This window comes from Mesorhizobium sp. M0018, assembly GCF_040323955.1.
In the GTDB taxonomy this organism is placed as follows: domain Bacteria; phylum Pseudomonadota; class Alphaproteobacteria; order Rhizobiales; family Rhizobiaceae; genus Mesorhizobium.
The window spans coordinates 81,304-96,469 of sequence record NZ_JAMYVL010000013.1 but is presented as its reverse complement, the minus strand read 5'-3'; the positions used below and the strand labels follow the sequence as shown (position 1 = coordinate 96,469).

14 protein-coding genes and 1 pseudogene are annotated in these 15,166 nt (G+C 62.3%); 1 reads left to right on the top strand and 14 read right to left on the bottom strand.

Annotation, left to right across the window (positions count from 1 at the left end; translation table 11 throughout):
- Positions 1–165: 165 nt before the first annotated feature.
- The 7 genes and pseudogenes from NKJ81_RS19430 to NKJ81_RS19400 form a co-directional block, all read right to left on the bottom strand.
- Positions 166–279 (bottom strand): annotated as a pseudogene (locus tag NKJ81_RS19430) (type II toxin-antitoxin system HicB family antitoxin); the annotation flags it as partial.
- Positions 280–390: 111 nt separating this feature from the next.
- A complete protein-coding gene (locus NKJ81_RS19425) occupies positions 391–993 on the bottom strand; it encodes a hypothetical protein (protein ID WP_352541409.1) in 603 nt (200 codons plus the stop codon).
- A 36-nt stretch (positions 994–1,029) separates the two neighbouring features.
- On the bottom strand, positions 1,030–4,794 hold the full coding sequence (locus NKJ81_RS19420; RefSeq protein WP_352541408.1) for a vitamin B12-dependent ribonucleotide reductase: 3,765 nt from the start codon (positions 4,792–4,794) through the stop codon (positions 1,030–1,032).
- 651 nt (positions 4,795–5,445) lie between these two features.
- Positions 5,446–5,934: an NUDIX hydrolase gene (locus tag NKJ81_RS19415; protein WP_352541407.1), complete on the bottom strand. Its 489-nt coding sequence runs from the start codon at positions 5,932–5,934 to the stop codon at positions 5,446–5,448.
- A 222-nt stretch (positions 5,935–6,156) separates the two neighbouring features.
- A complete protein-coding gene (gene gpt, locus NKJ81_RS19410) occupies positions 6,157–6,657 on the bottom strand; it encodes a xanthine phosphoribosyltransferase (protein WP_352474044.1) in 501 nt (166 codons plus the stop codon).
- A gap of 112 nt (positions 6,658–6,769) precedes the next feature.
- On the bottom strand, positions 6,770–7,603 hold the full coding sequence (locus tag NKJ81_RS19405) for a universal stress protein (RefSeq protein ID WP_352474045.1): 834 nt from the start codon (positions 7,601–7,603) through the stop codon (positions 6,770–6,772).
- A 78-nt stretch (positions 7,604–7,681) separates the two neighbouring features.
- Positions 7,682–8,431, bottom strand: a complete 750-nt coding sequence (locus NKJ81_RS19400; RefSeq protein WP_352541406.1) for a competence/damage-inducible protein A — start codon at positions 8,429–8,431, stop codon at positions 7,682–7,684.
- Positions 8,432–8,577: 146 nt separating this feature from the next.
- Between NKJ81_RS19400 and NKJ81_RS19395 the strand changes: the two genes are divergently transcribed.
- Complete coding sequence (locus NKJ81_RS19395) at positions 8,578–9,564, top strand: alpha/beta fold hydrolase (protein ID WP_352541405.1); 987 nt, start codon at positions 8,578–8,580, stop codon at positions 9,562–9,564.
- Between the two features lie 88 nt (positions 9,565–9,652).
- On the opposite strand, the gene NKJ81_RS19390 is transcribed toward NKJ81_RS19395, so the two are convergent.
- From NKJ81_RS19390 to NKJ81_RS19360, 7 genes are all read right to left on the bottom strand, one after another.
- Positions 9,653–10,546 (bottom strand): carbohydrate ABC transporter permease, encoded by an 894-nt coding sequence (locus tag NKJ81_RS19390; protein ID WP_023674766.1) that lies wholly within the window; start codon positions 10,544–10,546, stop codon positions 9,653–9,655.
- Position 10,547: 1 nt separating this feature from the next.
- Entirely contained in the window at positions 10,548–11,399 is an 852-nt protein-coding gene (locus tag NKJ81_RS19385) for a carbohydrate ABC transporter permease (RefSeq protein ID WP_376705884.1), read from the bottom strand.
- A gap of 186 nt (positions 11,400–11,585) precedes the next feature.
- Positions 11,586–12,911: an ABC transporter substrate-binding protein gene (locus NKJ81_RS19380; RefSeq protein ID WP_352541403.1), complete on the bottom strand. Its 1,326-nt coding sequence runs from the start codon at positions 12,909–12,911 to the stop codon at positions 11,586–11,588.
- 33 nt (positions 12,912–12,944) lie between these two features.
- Positions 12,945–14,030 (bottom strand): ABC transporter ATP-binding protein, encoded by a 1,086-nt coding sequence (locus NKJ81_RS19375; RefSeq protein WP_352541402.1) that lies wholly within the window; start codon positions 14,028–14,030, stop codon positions 12,945–12,947.
- A gap of 164 nt (positions 14,031–14,194) precedes the next feature.
- Entirely contained in the window at positions 14,195–14,434 is a 240-nt protein-coding gene (locus NKJ81_RS19370) for a DUF2188 domain-containing protein (RefSeq protein WP_023674770.1), read from the bottom strand.
- Between the two features lie 28 nt (positions 14,435–14,462).
- A complete protein-coding gene (locus NKJ81_RS19365; protein ID WP_352541401.1) occupies positions 14,463–14,756 on the bottom strand; it encodes a DUF982 domain-containing protein in 294 nt (97 codons plus the stop codon).
- 61 nt (positions 14,757–14,817) lie between these two features.
- A complete protein-coding gene (locus tag NKJ81_RS19360) occupies positions 14,818–15,135 on the bottom strand; it encodes an SH3 domain-containing protein (protein WP_352541400.1) in 318 nt (105 codons plus the stop codon).
- Positions 15,136–15,166: the final 31 nt, after the last annotated feature.

Sequence of the window (15,166 nt, the reverse complement as noted above, 5' to 3'; positions counted from 1 at the left end):
AGCACCCCTCATCCGACCTCGCTTCGCGAGGCCACCTTCTCCCACAAGGGTAGAAGGGGAGATCGCACCTTCTACGCCTCTACATATTCCGCCAGGCTGACCCCCTTTGGGTACATCCAGCCCATTGGCCCGCAGGCCTTCGATATGAAAGCGTATTGCGTCACGAATTTCGGCTTCAACCTCAGGCACCGTCGCACCGGTGGCGATGCAGCCGGGCAGATCCGGCACATAAGCGGAAAAATTGTTTCCGGCTTTTTCAATCACCACCGCGTAACGCATGTCATCGCTCCTTTAGGCGGACTGCCGGCCACGGCGACGAAGGGGCTGGCGGCATTGACGCGATAGACGGCAATTGCTGGCAGAAGCAATTGGGCGGCTATCTTGGCGTCGTTAGCTCGGGTGGCGCATCCCATGCCAGGTTTCGCCGGGGTCCTTCGGGATCAGCTTCGGGCGCCACGTTATCGAGGAAGTCGGATCTAGCCCCTTTGAAAGCGTCGCATCTGCTCGTTCTAGAAGGTAGTCTGGTGACTCGCCGATAGACGCCCTGCCTTCCCAAAGAGCGCCGCTCTCGAACTGATGGAATTGGATGCGAAATACCGGCCAACTTTTCTTCTTCGCGCGCATTAGCTGGGTGGCCTGATTGTACTCGCGCGATGCATAGATATGCATACAGTGGTAAAGAATGGTGTCAATCGAGGTGCGTCCTGAGAAGATCGTTATGAATTCGACTCCATTTGTGGAGGTCTTAGATAGGATCCAGCAATTTTTTATTATTGAGTATTGGCGATTAAAGTAGGAACGAAACAGGTAAATTTGATACTTGATAAACTCTTGGCCAGTTTTTCTATCTTGAAAATACTTTTCGATCTCGCGTTCTATTTCTATTTTCGACGCGCCTGAACGGATCGCGTTTGAAATGGCAGTAAGTGCTCGGCGTTCGTCGTTTGGGTGTACGGCGAAAGGGGCGCTATCAAAGGCAAACGCCCCCTTCAATTGTCTACGCCAATCGGCCATCGAAGATGTGAGCGCTCAACTACACCCGCTCGTCGCCCCGCAAGTATCGCACTTCTCGCAAGTGCCGTTCCGCACCATCGTGAAGTTATGGCATTCCGAGCATTCGTTGCCGGTGTAGCCCTGCATCAGTGATTGCTGGCGCCGGTTGGCGGCGAGTGCTTTGGCTTCGGCTGCTTCTTTCGCGGCCTCATCGGTGAACAGCTCCGTCGGGTCGGAGGCTTCCGCGTAGACGATGTCCTCGACCAGTTCCCTGGCGCGCTCCTCGTAGTCGCGCTTATAGGCGATGGCTTCGTCGCTGGCCGGCTTCAGCGTCAGCACGTTGGAGCCGGAGAAGGCGGTCGGGGCGGTACGGGCTGGAGTTCCGGAGCCCGAGCCAGCAAAGCCTTTCGGCTCGGCGCCCATGCCCGACACCAGCTTGACCGGCGAGGCGCCGCGGGTCAGGCCCTTGGAGAAGGGCGTTGCCTTGCCTTCGTTGATGCCGCGCCCGAGCGCAGTCTTGTCGAAGTCCGACTGGTCGACATGGGCGAGGTCGTTGCGGCCGAGATAGGAGACGGCGAGTTCGCGGAAGACATAGTCGAGGATCGACGTGGCGTTCTTGATGGCGTCATTGCCTTGCACCATGCCGGCCGGCTCGAATTTGGTGAAGGTGAAGGCTTCGACGAATTCCTCGAGCGGCACGCCATATTGCAGGCCGAGCGAGATGGCGATGGCGAAGTTGTTCATCATCGCCCGGAAGGCGGCACCTTCCTTGTGCATGTCGATGAAGATCTCGCCGAGGCGGCCGTCGTCGAACTCGCCGGTCCTGAGATAGACCTTGTGGCCGCCGACGACCGCCTTCTGGGTATAGCCCTTGCGGCGGTTCGGCAGTTTCTCGCGGTCGCGGTAGAGACGCTCGACGACGCGCTCGACGATCTTCTCGGTCACCTGCACGGCGCGCTGCGCGGCCGGTGCCGCGATCAGCTGCTCGATGGCTTCGTCCTCGTCGTCTTCGACGTCGGCAAGCAACGAGGCGTTGAGCGGCTGCGACAGCTTCGAGCCGTCGCGATAGAGCGCGTTGGCCTTCAGCGCCAGCTTCCACGACAGCATGTAGGCGCCTTTGGCGTCTTCCACCGTCGCGTCGTTCGGCATGTTGATGGTCTTGGAAATGGCGCCGGAGATGAAGGGCTGCGCCGCCGCCATCATCATGATGTGGCTGTTGATCGACAGCGAACGCTTGCCGATCTTGCCGCACGGGCTGGCGCAGTCGAACACCGGCAGGTGTTCGGCCTTCAGGAACGGCGCGCCTTCCAGCGTCATCGCCCCGCAGACATGGATGTTGGCGGCCTCGATGTCCTTCTTCGAGAAGCCCAGCGCCGGCAGCATCTCGAACGAGAAATCGTTGAGCTGCTCATCGGTGAAGCCGAACGTCTCCTTCACCCAGTCGGCGCCCAGCGTCCACTGGTTGAAGACGAACTTGATATCGAAGGCCGACTTCAATGCCGCATTGAGCGCGGCGATCTTGTCGTCGGTAAAGCCTTTTGCCTTGAGCGAGCCGGGGTTGATGCCCGGCGCCTGGTTGAGATTGCCGTGGCCGACGGCATAGGCCTCGATCTCGGCGATCTGGGCCTCGGAATAGCCGAGCGTGCGCAGCGCTTCCGGCACCGCGCGGTTGATGATCTTGAAATAACCGCCGCCGGCGAGCTTCTTGAATTTCACCAGCGCGAAGTCGGGCTCGATGCCGGTGGTGTCGCAATCCATCACCAGGCCGATCGTGCCGGTCGGCGCGATCACGGTTGCCTGTGCGTTGCGGTAGCCATGCTCCTCGCCAAGCTCGATGGCGCGGTCCCAGGCGGCCTTGGCATGGTCGGCAAGCTCCTGCTGCTTGAGATCCGAGGCGACCAGCGGCACCGGGTTGACGGCTAGCCTCTCGTAGCCGTCCCTTTCGCCATAGGCCGCGCGGCGGTGGTTGCGCATGACGCGCAGCATGTTCTGCGCGTTGCGGTCGTAGTCGGGGAAGGCGCCGAGCTCGGCGGCCATTTCGGCCGAAGTGGCATAGGCGGTGCCGGTCATGATCGCGGTGAGGGCGGCACAGATGGCGCGGCCCTCGTCGGAATCATAGGGAATGCCCGAGGTCATCAGCAGGCCGCCGATATTGGCGTAGCCGAGGCCGAGCGTGCGGTACTCGTAGGAAAGCTTGGCGATCTCCTTCGACGGGAACTGCGCCATCATGACGGAGATTTCCAGCACCATGGTCCACAGCCGCACCGTGTGCTCGTAGGCAGCGATGTCGATGGTGCCGTCGGCATTGCGGTAGGGCAGAAGGTTGATCGAGGCCAGGTTGCAGGCGGTGTCGTCGAGGAACATGTATTCCGAGCACGGGTTGGAGGCCCGGATCGCACCGGCCGAGGCGCAGGTGTGCCAGTCGTTCATCGTCGTGTTGAAATGCAGGCCCGGATCGGCCGACGCCCAGGCGGCATAGCCGATCTTTTCCCAGAGATCGCGCGCCTTCAGCGTCTTCAGCACCTTGCCGTCCTTGCGAGCGGTGAGATGCCAGTCGCCGTCCTGCTCGACGGCGCGCAGGAAATCGTCCTTCAGCGACACCGAATTGTTGGAATTCTGACCGGAAACCGTGAGATAGGCGTCCGAATCCCAGTCGGTGTCGTAGGTCTTGAACGACATCGAGGTGTAGCCCTGCTTTGCAAACTGGATGACGCGGTAGATGTAGTTCTCCGGCACCGCGTCCTTCTTGGCCGCCTTGATCTCGCGCTTCAGTGCGGTGTTGACCGCCGGGTCGAAGCAATCGTCGCCATTGCCTTCGCAGTTGATGCAGGCCTTCATGATCGCTTCGAGATGCTTCTTGACGATCTTCGAGCCGGTGACCAGCGAGGCGACCTTCTGCTCCTCATTGACCTTCCAGTCGATGAATTCCTCGATATCGGGATGATCGGCGTCGACGATGACCATTTTCGCGGCGCGACGCGTCGTGCCGCCCGACTTGATGGCGCCCGCCGCGCGGTCGCCGATCTTGAGGAAGCTCATCAGCCCCGACGAGCGGCCGCCGCCCGACAGCTTTTCGCCTTCGCCGCGCAGGAACGAGAAGTTGGAGCCGGTGCCGGAGCCGTATTTGAACAGGCGCGCCTCACGCACCCACAGGTCCATGATGCCGCCTTCATTAACGAGGTCGTCCTGCACGCCCTGGATGAAGCAGGCATGCGGCTGCGGATGCTCGTAGGAAGACTTCGACTTGGTCAGCTTGCCGGTGAACGGGTCGACATAGAAGTGGCCCTGGCTCGGACCGTCGATGCCATAGGCCCAGTGCAGGCCGGTGTTGAACCATTGTGGCGAGTTCGGCGCGACGCGCTGGGTGGCCAGCATATAGGCGAGCTCGTCGCGGAAGGCGCGCGCGTCTTCCTCCGACTTGAAGTAGCCGCCCTTCCAGCCCCAATAGGTCCAGGTACCGGCAAGCCGGTCGAAGACCTGGCGGGCGTCGGTCTCGGAACCGTAGCGCTCGGCTTCCGGCAGCTTGGCCAGTTCAGCCTCGTCGGCGACGGAGCGCCACAGGAAGGAGGGGACTTGCGTCTCTTCGACCTTCTTCAGCCGTGCCGGGACGCCCGCCTTGCGGAAATATTTCTGCGCCAGGATATCGGCGGCAACCTGGGAGAACTGCGCCGGCACGTCGATGTTGTCCAAGCGGAACACCACCGACCCATCCGGATTCTTGATCTCGGAAAGCGCCTTGCGGAATTCGATCTCCGCATAGGCAGATTGTCCTGGCTTGGTGAAACGACGCTCGATGCGCATTGGTCCGGTCCCTTTTGTCTACATATAGCGCTTTTCCCAGAGGATTTCTGCCCTCTTGACGAAACGCGCATGTCCGCCGTCTGCCGGCGTTCGAAACCCGCCGGCCCTCATTCTTCACAGTCTCCGCCGCCCTGCCGGTCGAACCTCTTGCGAGGCCGCTGTCCAACGCGCTCACGGACCCTGTGGGTCCCTCAAAACTGAAAACTTTTTGTAACGCCCTCGATCGAGGGAAATTCACATTATCTAGCGTCGAACCTACCTGCAAACACTAAATATAGTATTAACAGACAATTTATTCAAGTCCGACAATCCTCCCCTTTCGCCCCCCAAGGCTTCAAAATCCCACGCCTTCGCCGGCCTCGTAAACAGGCGGGAATGCGGCTCAAAACGCACATATTCCGGGAAAAAGACCGGCCTCGAAACTTTTCCGGTCGCACTCTCAACAGGAGCGCATGGCCTATAAAAGGCGACTCGTTTTGCGCCGTCAAGGATTCGTTTGCGTAGCTTTTATGACCCCCACATCTTGTGTGTCACATATGTGGATAACGGGGATAGAAGCGGAGCGCAGCGAGGAAGGTTCGGCTCTGGGTGGAGGCGCTTCGGCAACGACGTTCACAGCACCTGAGCGAATAGGCTATGCGCGACTGAGACTCAGGAGAACCGATGCGGATCCGCGCAGAAATGGGCGATGATCTGGCTGAGGTCGGGTTCGTTGACCATGCGCACAGCCTCGGCGGCGCTGACCCATTTGCGGGTGCGTGCCCGCTTTTCCTTCCATCGGTCGGCGACCTTGTCGACCTGCAGCGGGAACACCAGCACCTCGCACGGCACTTCCTCGCCGGAATCCAGCACCTTGGCGTAGAAATAACGGCCGGCCTCGTGATGCGAGATCGTGCCGCGCAGCCCGGCCTCCTCGCCCGCTTCGCGTGCCGCCGCTTCACAAAGCGGCTCCTTTGCTTCCGGCCAGCCCTTGGGAAGCACCCAGCGGCCGGTATCGCGGCTGGTGATCAGCATGATTTCGACGCCGTCCCCGCTATCGCGCCAGGGCAGCGCTGCAACCTGCAGGCGGTACGGCACCGCGCCTAAGAGTCGCCGGACCCTTTCGGCCTTATGGTTGTGCGTCGTTGGCCTCGTCAACATCGGAGAAGCTTGCCCCAGCTTCCAGAATCATTTGCCGTCTCACGAATCTTACGGCTAATTATAAGCAATGAAAGTAAAAAATGTTTCACGGATCGGCCAGATTCCGTCAATCTGCGCCGATCTCAGCCTAATGGCGCGACTGCAGCAGCGTCGCGCCACGCCTTTATCGGTGTGCGGAGGTCCTCTGGGCGGACTCGGTGCATCAAGCGGCGTTGCCGCGAATCAGCCGGCGTGGTCGTCGGCGATCGGCTTCTGGTAGGTGAAGCCCATGTCCCAGGGGAAATAGATCCAGGTGTCCTGGCTGACCTCGGTAACGAAAGTGTCGACCATCGGCCTGCCTTTCGGCTTGGCATAGACGGTGGCGAAATGCGCCTTGGGCATCATCGCGCGCACGATGCCCGCCGTCTTGCCGGTGTCGGTGAGGTCGTCGATGATCAGCACGCCGGCCCCGTCATCGACGAGCAGCGCCGGCGTGACCTCCTTCAGCACCTGCAATTGCCCCTGGCTGGTATAATCGTGGTAGGAGGCGACGCAGACCGTCTCGATGATGCGGATGCCAAGCTCGCGCGAAATGATAGCCGCCGGAACCAGGCCGCCGCGCGTAATGCAGACGATCGCCTTCCATTGCCCCTTGTTGGCGCCGGCAAGCCGCCAGGCGAGCGCGCGCGCATCGCGGTGGAACTGGTCCCAGGAGACCGGGAAGGCTTTTTCGGGCAGGGACATCTTTCGCGCACTCCGCAAAGCGCGCATCGCGCGCAGACACCATGGAATGCGCGCGGAATTAACTGGAAAGGCTTGGCCTTGGCAAGGGGCGTGGAAAGCTATCCCTGTGAACCTACCGCGACAGAAAGGCCGCCACGGGTGCGGTGCGCAGCACCGTTCGCGTCACGCCGCCGAACAGCAGCTGGCGCAGCCAGGAATGGCTGTAGGCGCCGAGCACGAGCAGGTCCGCACCCGACTCGGCGACCCTGGTCTGGATGATGTCGTCGACCGAGGCGCCGCCGGACCTCAGCACCGAGACACTGACGGTCGCGCCATGCCTGGACAGCGAGGCGGCGATCTCGGCGCCGGCTGTTTCCGGCGCCTCGTCGAGCGTATCGGGCGGGTCGATGACGACGATGTCCGTCTTTTCGGCCTCGATAATGAAGGGCAGGGCATCGAAGGCGGCGCGCGCGGCTTCCTTGCTGCCGTTCCAGGCGAGCAGCACATGCTTGAAGCTGGTCACCAGCGAACCCGAATGCGGTACCACCAGCACCGGCCGGCCGGCATCGTAGACCAGGGTGTCGACGTCGGCGCTCGGGTCGCTGCCCGATTCGCGCTGCGCGGCGATGATCAGGTCCGCGGTGCGAACGGTCGAGATGCCGGTCAGCGCACTGTCGCCGGAAAAACTCTCGAGGCTGCGCCACTCGAACGACAGGCCGGAATTCTCGATGCGCTTGTGAAAGGCGGCCTGCAACTTCTCGGCGCGCTCCCGGTTCATATCGGCGGAAACCTGCAGGAACTCGGTGTCCGGAAAGCCGGTGGCAGAGGTGTAGGGCACGGGCAGCGCCTCGGCATGGATGCCGATCAGATGGCTCTGGAATCGGCTGGCCAGCGGGATCGCGCAGTCGAGGACGCGCTCGGCATCCGGTTCATTCTGCAATATGGCGACGATGGTCTTGAAGCGCATGGCAGTCCCTCACTTCATACGGCGATCCCACTCGTGACAAACGTCACTGCGCGATGCTGGTTCCGTCGGGCCGGCCGATCAGCCTTCCCTGCTTGCCCTGATCAAGCCCGCCACCATAGCCTCTACGTCGGCGCGTGCGGAGTCCAGCGCCTGCTGGCTGCGGGCGCGCACCACCAGTTCCGTCCAGAACTTGCCGTCGCTATATTTCGGGTAGGAGCCGATGATCGTGTCCGGATGCGCCTTCTGGATGTCGCCCAGCGGCCCGCCGATCAGGCCTTCGCCGAACGGGCATTCCACGGTTGCCGACAGCATTTTGGTGCCGGCCCGCAATGTCGGCACGACATTGTCGAGCATCGCCTGGAAAATCGCCGGCACGCCGGCCATGACATGGACGTTGCCAATGCGAAAGCCCGGCGCAACCGACACTGGATTATCGATGTGGTCTGCCCCGCGCGGCATCCGCGCCATGCGCTTGCGCGCTTCGGTGTATTCGATGCCGCGGGCGGCGTAGCTTGCCTCCAGCAGGGCGTAGGCCTTGGCGTCGTATTCGCATGGCACGCCAAAGGCCTTGGCAACCGAATCGGCGGTGATGTCGTCATGCGTCGGGCCGATGCCGCCGGTGGTGAAGACATAAGTATAGCGGGTGCGCAGCGCATTCACCGCAGCGACGATCTCGTCTTCCTCGTCCGCAACGATGCGCACTTCCTTCAGGTCGATGCCGATCGCCGTCATGATCTCGGCGAGGTGGCCGATGTTCTTGTCCTTGGTGCGGCCGGACAGAATCTCGTCGCCGATGACGAGCATGGCGGCGGTGACGATTTCGGTCATGGCAGGCTCCGGCAAACGGGTCGCCTGAGATAGCGCGGCAAACGGCCGGCGGCAATGCCGCCAAACGACGGATCCACCTGTGCCACCTCCCTTGCAGTGGAGCCGTCGGCGGGTGATGCTGCGCCGGTTTGGGCGCTGAGGGAAAGATGCCGGTATCAATTCTGCTATGGCTACCCGGCGCGCTGTTTCTGCTGGCGCTCGTCGTGGCAGCCTATCCGCTGCTGGCGACGCTGCGGATCGCGGCGAAGGCCGAAAGGCTGGTGCCGGCCAGTGGCAGATTCATCGAGATCGACGGCAACCGCATCCATTATGTCGAGACGGGCGAGGGGCGGCCGATCGTCTTCCTGCACGGCCTCGGCGCGCAGCTTCATCAATTCGGCCACACGCTGTTCGGACGGTTCGGCCCGAACTATCGGCTGATCGCGCTCGACCGCCCGGGCTCCGGCTATTCGGTGCGGGCCAGGGCCGCCAGCGGACGGCTGTCCGAGCAGGCCGAGGTCGTGCGGCATTTTATCGACGCGCTTGGGCTGGGAAAGCCGCTGGTCGTCGGTCATTCGCTGGGTGGCGCCATCGCGCTGACGCTGGCGGTCGAGCATCCAGAGGCGATTTCCGGCATCGCCTTGCTGGCACCGCTGACCCATCTGGAGCCGGACGCGCGCGAGAAGTTCGGCCCGCTGTACGTCAAGTCGCCGCTGCGGCGCCGGATCATGGCTTATACGGTGGCGATCCCGGCGGCTCTCAAATATGCCGAAGCGACGCTTGCCTTCATTTTCGCGCCGCAGACGGCGCCGGCCGACTATATGGTCGAGGGCGGCGGCTGGTGCGGGCTCAGGCCAAGCCATTTCTATGCAACGTCGACCGATGTCGTGGCCATCGAGCATGACCTTGGCCGCATCGAGCAACGCTATGGTGAAATCACCATGCCGGCCGGCATTCTGTTTGGTGCTTCCGACCGCGTGCTGGGGATCGATATCCACGGCTGGCCGGTGATGGAAAAGATCAGCGGGCTCGATTTCGAACCTGTCGAGGGGCTTGGCCACATGCCGCAATTCGTCGAGCCGGAACGGGTCGTCGCTTTCATCGAACGCATTGCCGACCGCGCATTTGCGCCGAAGTCCGACACCAGCAGCTGACACCCTCCCGGAACGCGGTCTCGGCCGGCAGGGTGCCCGCCCCGGGCATCCGGGCCGCCGGGAATACCTCCGAACTTAATCACGTCGGCTATTCCTTCACGGCTCCGGTCATCGAGGAAACATAGTGCTCGACAAAGAACGAATAGAGCACCACGACCGGCAGCGAGCCGATCAGCGCTCCCGCCATCAGCGCCCCCCATTCATAGACGTCCGAGCGCACCAGCTCGGTGAGCACGCCGACCGGCACAGTCTTGTTTTCGGACGACTGGATGAAGGTCAAGGCGTAGATGAACTCGTTCCATGACAGCGTGAATGCGAAGATGCCGGCGGAAATCAGGCCCGGCACCGATAGCGGCAGCACGATCTTGGTGAGGATCTGCCAACGGCTCGCCCCGTCGATCAGCGCGCATTCTTCCAGCTCGAACGGGATCGAGCGGAAATAACCCATTAGCAGCCATGTGCAGAACGGGATCAGGAAGGTCGGATAGGTGAGGATGAGCGCGAACGGCGTGTCGTAAAGTCCAAGGTTGAACACCATCACAGACAGCGGAATGAACAGGATCGACGGCGGCACGAGATAGGCGAGGAACACCGCGAGGCCGACCTGCCGCGCCCCGGAGAACCTCAAGCGTTCGATCGCATAGGCAGCGAACACGGCAGCCAGCAGCGACAGGAACGTGGCGGCGGTCGAGATGATGATCGTGTTGAGCAGCCAGCCCGGATAAGACGTCTCGAAGAGCAGGTAGCGGATATGCTCGAGCGTCGGATGCACCACCCAGAACGGATTGAAATTGGCGTAGTCGGTCATCTCGAGGTTGGGCTTAACCGCCGTGATCGTCATCCAGTAGAACGGAAACAACAGCACGATGACGAAGATCAGCAACGGCAGGTAGACCGTCACCACGCGGCGCGGCAAACTCTGCAGGTAGCCCATGCCGCCTTCGTCGAGTTCCGGGCGTTTGCTCGTTTCGATCGCGGTCATGTCAATCTCCGCCGCCCTGCTGCCATTTGCGACGCTGCAGGCCAAAATAGCTGAACAGGATCGCCGCCAGCAGGAACGGGATCATGGCAACTGCGATCGCGGCGCCTTCGCCAAGCTGGCCTCCGGAAATGCCGCGCTGGAACGACAGCGTCGCCATCAGATGCGTGGCGTTCACCGGCCCGCCGCGCGTCAGCACATAAATCAGCTGGAAGTCGGTGAAGGTGAACAGCACCGAAAACGTCATGGTGATGGCGATGATCGGCGTCAGCAGCGGCAGCGTCACATAGCGGAACAATTGCCAGCGGCTGGCGCCGTCGAGCGTGGCGGCCTCGTAGAGCGACTGCGGAATCGTCTGCAGGCCGGCAAGCAGCGTGATCGCCACGAAAGGAATGCCGCGCCAGACATTGGCGGCGATGACCGAAGCCCGCGCATTCTCCGGATCGCCGAGGAAGTTGATGCGATGGTCGATCAGGCCCATTTCCATAAGCGCCCAGGACAGGATCGAGAATTGCGAATCGTAGATCCACCAGAAGGCGATCGCCGACAGCACCGTCGGCACCACCCAGGGCAGCAGGACGATCGCGCGGAAGAACGACTTGAACGGCAGGTTCTGGTTGAGGATAAGCGCCAGCCACAGGCCGAGCGCAAACTTCAGGATCGAGGCGCTGATCGTGTAGAGCAAGGTGTTGAAGACCGAGAGCCAGAAGACGGCGTCATCCCACAGATATTCGTAGTTCTCGATACCGATGAAGATGCCGGGGCGGCCGATGCGGGCATCGGTGAAGCCGAGCCAGACGCCGAGCCCGAGCGGATAGGTCAGGAAGACCAGCAGCAGCGCCGCCGCCGGCAGCATGAAGCCGAAGCCAAGCGCGTTATGACTTTCGGACACGAACGTCAGAATGCGCGACAGCGCCGACCGGCGTGGCTGAGCGGCAGTGGAGGTCACGGCCATGGGTCGGCTCCTCTAAGGTCTCATTGAACGGCCGGGCGGCCATGCGCGATTCGAAGCCGGGCAGCATGGCTGCCCGGCTGAACCGGCTCAAACGCGATAGTAGCGGTTGGCGCGCTTCTCGGCTTCTTCCATCGCTTCTTGCGGCGTCGCCTGGCCTGTCACCGCCTTGGCGAACATGTCGACCAGCACATAGTCGGCCATGGTCGCTGCCGAGGCATAGCCAAGCGGGCCGGCATAGCCGTTGGGCCGCAGCGTCGCCGAGGCCTTGGCGTAGGCGGCATTGTTCGGATCGGCCGTCCACACCGGGTTGTTGTCGAAGGCCTTGAGCGTCTGGCAGCAATAGCCTGCCGACGACGTGATCCACTGCGACATTTGCGGATCCTCGAACATGAACTGCAGGTAGGCCTTGGCGGCGTTGGGGTAGGGCGTGTAGTCGAAGATCACGGCCGTGGTCACCTGGAACAGCTCGACGGATTTTCCGACCGGGCCGATCGGCAGGTTGGTGGTGCGGATGTCCTTGGCCATCTCGGCCAGTTTCGGATCCTTGTCCTTGTTGATCTTGGCGGTGTTGTAGGCCGAAATGCCGTTGGCGATGACGCTCAATTCGCCGGCCAGGAAGGCGCGGTTGTTGTTGACGTCGAGCCAGCTTTCGGTGCCGGGAATGAAGGTCTTGTAGAGTTGCTGCGCGTATTCGATCGCCTTCAGCGTCTCGGGGCTGTTGATCGTCACCTTGCTGCTCTCGTCGACCATCTGGCCGCCATGGCTCCACAGCAGCCAGTGGGCGTAGTTGTTGCCATCGCCGACGCCGTGGCCATGCGTGAAGCCGGCCGGGTGCCCCTTCGCCTGCAATGCCTTGCAAAGCTCGAGCAGGCCTGCCGTGTCCTTCGGAAATTCGGAGAAGCCAGCCTCTTTCACCCAGCTTTCACGATAGACGATGGCATTGCCGATGGTCGCCAGCGGCAGGCCGAGGAACTTGCCTTGCCGTGTCGCATATTGGTGCGGTCCATCGTGCCAGCCGCCATATTTCGAGCCCAGATATTCCCCCAGCTCCGTCACGTCGTGTAGCTTGTCGGGATATTGGTGCGGGTCGTCGAACCAGACGAACATCAGGTCCGGACCGGAGCCGACATTGGCGGCGACCGCCGCCTTGGGGCGGATGTCCTCCCAGCTTTCCTTGTCGACGCGAACCTCGACACCGGTCGCTTCGGTGAAGCGCTTGGTGTTGGCCAGCCATTGGTCCTCGTCGCCCTTCACGAAAGGCGACCAGCGCAACAGCCTTAGCTTGGCGCCGTCCTCGGGCTTGTATTTCAACCCCTCCTGGGCAAAGGCGGGAGAGCCGATGAGCCGGCTTCCCAAGGCTCCCGCCGCCGCACCGGCGGTGGTGCGGATCACGTCGCGTCTGGTGAATTTCATGCTCGCTTCCTCCTGCTTATTGTCATTGCCGTCCTACTGCTCGATGGGTGTTTCGAACCGCTGTCCGGTTTTGCCGTGAAAGAGATGGATGAGGCCAGGCTCGGCCGTAAGCCGGATGGTTTCGCCCGGCGTGAAGGAATGGCGTTCGCGGAAGTTGGCGACGATCTCCTCGCCGCCGGCGGTGCGGCCGATGAGCTGCACTTCGGACCCTGTCGGCTCGACCACCACGACGGTGACCGGGATGCCCTGATGGTCGGACAGCCGTAAATGCTCGGGCCGTATCCCCAGCACGACCGGCTCACCATTGCCGATGGAAAGTGCAGACGCCAACGGGACCGAAATCCCGCCGGCGCCGCGAAACGACGGCGAGCCGTCGCTTACGATCTCGCCCCTGAGCATATTCATGGCGGGCGAGCCGATAAAGCTGGCGACAAAGAGGTTGTTCGGCCGGTCGTAGAGTTCGAGCGGCGGCCCGATCTGCTCGACGATGCCGTCATGCATGACGACGATCTTGTCGGCCATGGTCATCGCCTCGATCTGGTCGTGGGTGACGTAGACCGTCGTCGTCTTCAGGCGCTGGTGCAGTTCCTTGATCTCGGCGCGCATCTGCACCCGGAGCTTGGCATCGAGATTCGACAGCGGCTCGTCGAACAGGAAGACCTGCGGATCGCGCACGATCGCCCGGCCCATGGCGACGCGCTGGCGCTGCCCGCCGGAAAGCTGGCGCGGATAGCGGTCGAGCAGCGGCACCAGTCCCAGGATTTCGGCCGCGCGCCGCACGCCGGCATCGCTCTCCGCCTTGGGAACGCCCTTGAGCATCAGCGAGAACGCCATGTTCTCGGCGACCGTCATATGCGGGTAGAGCGCATAGTTCTGGAAGACCATGGCGACGTCGCGCTCCTTTGGCGCAACGTTGTTGACGACACGTTTGGCGATCGCGATCTGGCCGCGCGAGATCTTTTCCAGGCCGGCGATCATCCTGAGCAGGGTAGACTTTCCGCAACCCGAAGGCCCGACCAGCGTGACGAACTCGCCGTCGTCTATATCGACGCTGACCCCGTGCAGGACCTCGACGGTCCCAAATGATTTGTAGACATCCCCGATCGCGACAGACGCCATCGATCTCCTCCCGATTGATTCCCGCAACGACTTCGAAGGAAACCGCTTTCCTGCCTGGCTCGCGACGGCGCCCAGGCTCCTCCCCGGTCACGCGCGATTTGAGACGGTAGCGCTACCAAACCGACCTGTAAAGCACGCCGGCATCACCTGGATATCGGCACACTCTAATCCGAAACCTCGGTCTGCGGCCGGTCGCGGCCGTCGGCGAGCTCGTCGTGCCATTTGCCGTCGGCGTCCTCGTACTGGATGCCGTCGGTGTTGCCGGCGACCTGCTGTTCGGCCGAAGCGATCTCGGCGGCGCGCAACGCGTCCTGATGGGTGGGGAACGTTTCGGAGAATGTCGAGCCGACCTTGTAGGCCCAGCCTCCGTCATGCTCGACGATCTTGTAGGTCAGTTTCGCCATGAAACCCTCCGGTTGAAAGCCCGTTGCCTCAATGCAGCCTATCGTCGGCCAGTCTGTCGTCTGGCAGCCTGTCGTCTGGGACCAGCACGTCCGATTCCCTGGCGGCTTCGATCAGTGCCCGGCGCGCATCCGCCGTCGAACGATAACCTTCCAGCACTTTTAGGCAAGTGTCGAGGGCATCACGATGACGCGGCCCGCGGTTGAGTGGCCAGATCGTCATCAGGCACTCCGCCGCCTCCTGGGCGCTGCGGATCTGCCGATATTTGCCGACATGGCCGAGTTCGACCACGACCGGCTTTTCAAATGGCTTGCTGTCCATCATCGCCGCCAACGCGGAGCGGCCGATTTGGTTGCAACTGCTTTTTAGCTCAGGCGAAAATAGCTCAATAGCCGCAGTCGTTGCGCAGCCAGCGTGCATTCGCCCAGCCGGTGCGGCCGCCGAAATCGACCTTGTACCAGTTTCCGCGGCGGTCGAAGATCTCGGTTTGGTCGCCGTTGAACAATTGCCCGACCATGCGCGACGACGAGTTCGGCCGGGCCCGAACGGCGAGAAAGCCGCTTCCCGTCGCCAGATTGTAGTGCCTGGAAAGTCCGTGCACCGTGCCTTCGCAATATTGCGCCCCGGCCGGCGTCGGCGCGGCGAACGACAGCTCGGCCACAACCGCGGCGGCGGCCGCAATGGAAATCCCCCTGAACGACATGTCTCTGCTCCCCCAACCCGCCGCGCCCAGC

What these genes read in the sequence shown, in the direction of transcription:
- NKJ81_RS19420 (WP_352541408.1), bottom strand. Translation starts at nt 4,794, where the DNA reads ATGCGCATCGAGCGTCGTTTCACCAAGCCAGGACAATCTGCCTATGCG.
- NKJ81_RS19415 (WP_352541407.1), bottom strand. Translation starts at nt 5,934, where the DNA reads ATGTTGACGAGGCCAACGACGCACAACCATAAGGCCGAAAGGGTCCGG.
- gpt (WP_352474044.1), bottom strand. Translation starts at nt 6,657, where the DNA reads ATGTCCCTGCCCGAAAAAGCCTTCCCGGTCTCCTGGGACCAGTTCCAC.
- NKJ81_RS19405 (WP_352474045.1), bottom strand. Translation starts at nt 7,603, where the DNA reads ATGCGCTTCAAGACCATCGTCGCCATATTGCAGAATGAACCGGATGCC.
- NKJ81_RS19400 (WP_352541406.1), bottom strand. Translation starts at nt 8,431, where the DNA reads ATGACCGAAATCGTCACCGCCGCCATGCTCGTCATCGGCGACGAGATT.
- NKJ81_RS19395 (WP_352541405.1), top strand. Translation starts at nt 8,578, where the DNA reads ATGCCGGTATCAATTCTGCTATGGCTACCCGGCGCGCTGTTTCTGCTG.
- NKJ81_RS19390 (WP_023674766.1), bottom strand. Translation starts at nt 10,546, where the DNA reads ATGACCGCGATCGAAACGAGCAAACGCCCGGAACTCGACGAAGGCGGC.
- NKJ81_RS19385 (WP_376705884.1), bottom strand. Translation starts at nt 11,399, where the DNA reads ATGCTGCCGGCGGCGGCGCTGCTGCTGGTCTTCCTGACCTATCCGCTC.
- NKJ81_RS19380 (WP_352541403.1), bottom strand. Translation starts at nt 12,911, where the DNA reads ATGAAATTCACCAGACGCGACGTGATCCGCACCACCGCCGGTGCGGCG.
- NKJ81_RS19375 (WP_352541402.1), bottom strand. Translation starts at nt 14,030, where the DNA reads ATGGCGTCTGTCGCGATCGGGGATGTCTACAAATCATTTGGGACCGTC.
- NKJ81_RS19370 (WP_023674770.1), bottom strand. Translation starts at nt 14,434, where the DNA reads ATGGCGAAACTGACCTACAAGATCGTCGAGCATGACGGAGGCTGGGCC.
- NKJ81_RS19365 (WP_352541401.1), bottom strand. Translation starts at nt 14,756, where the DNA reads ATGATGGACAGCAAGCCATTTGAAAAGCCGGTCGTGGTCGAACTCGGC.
- NKJ81_RS19360 (WP_352541400.1), bottom strand. Translation starts at nt 15,135, where the DNA reads ATGTCGTTCAGGGGGATTTCCATTGCGGCCGCCGCCGCGGTTGTGGCC.